The organism is Bacillus sp. EKM420B, from assembly GCF_011065565.1.
GTDB lineage: Bacteria > Bacillota > Bacilli > Bacillales > Bacillaceae > Bacillus > Bacillus velezensis.
On the sequence record NZ_JAAMNX010000071.1, the window covers coordinates 1 to 235 of the forward strand.

Genomic DNA, 235 nt, shown 5'->3' on the forward strand with positions numbered 1-235 from the left:
GCAGCGGCAAAAGAATTAATTGTTCGTCTTGTGAAAAATTGTGATCAAAGCACGGTGGATTCGATTTATCAACAAGTGTAAACGATAAGAAAAAGGCTGCCTCATTAAGAGCACAGCCTTTTTCTTATTCCTGTTCAAACACGTATGACAACGCCTTAATCGCTTGATTCACTGTTTCGACAGTGATATTTGCTTTGTTTGATAATTCCTTTAGGGGATGATGTAATTCTTTAGG

At 37.4% G+C, this 235-nt stretch carries 1 protein-coding gene; it reads right to left on the reverse strand.

Annotated elements, in window-relative coordinates:
• Window positions 1-124: 124 nt before the first annotated feature.
• Window positions 125-235 (reverse strand): YtoQ family protein (locus tag G9F48_RS19580; protein WP_185153163.1); only part of this gene is annotated, 111 nt, incomplete at its 5' end.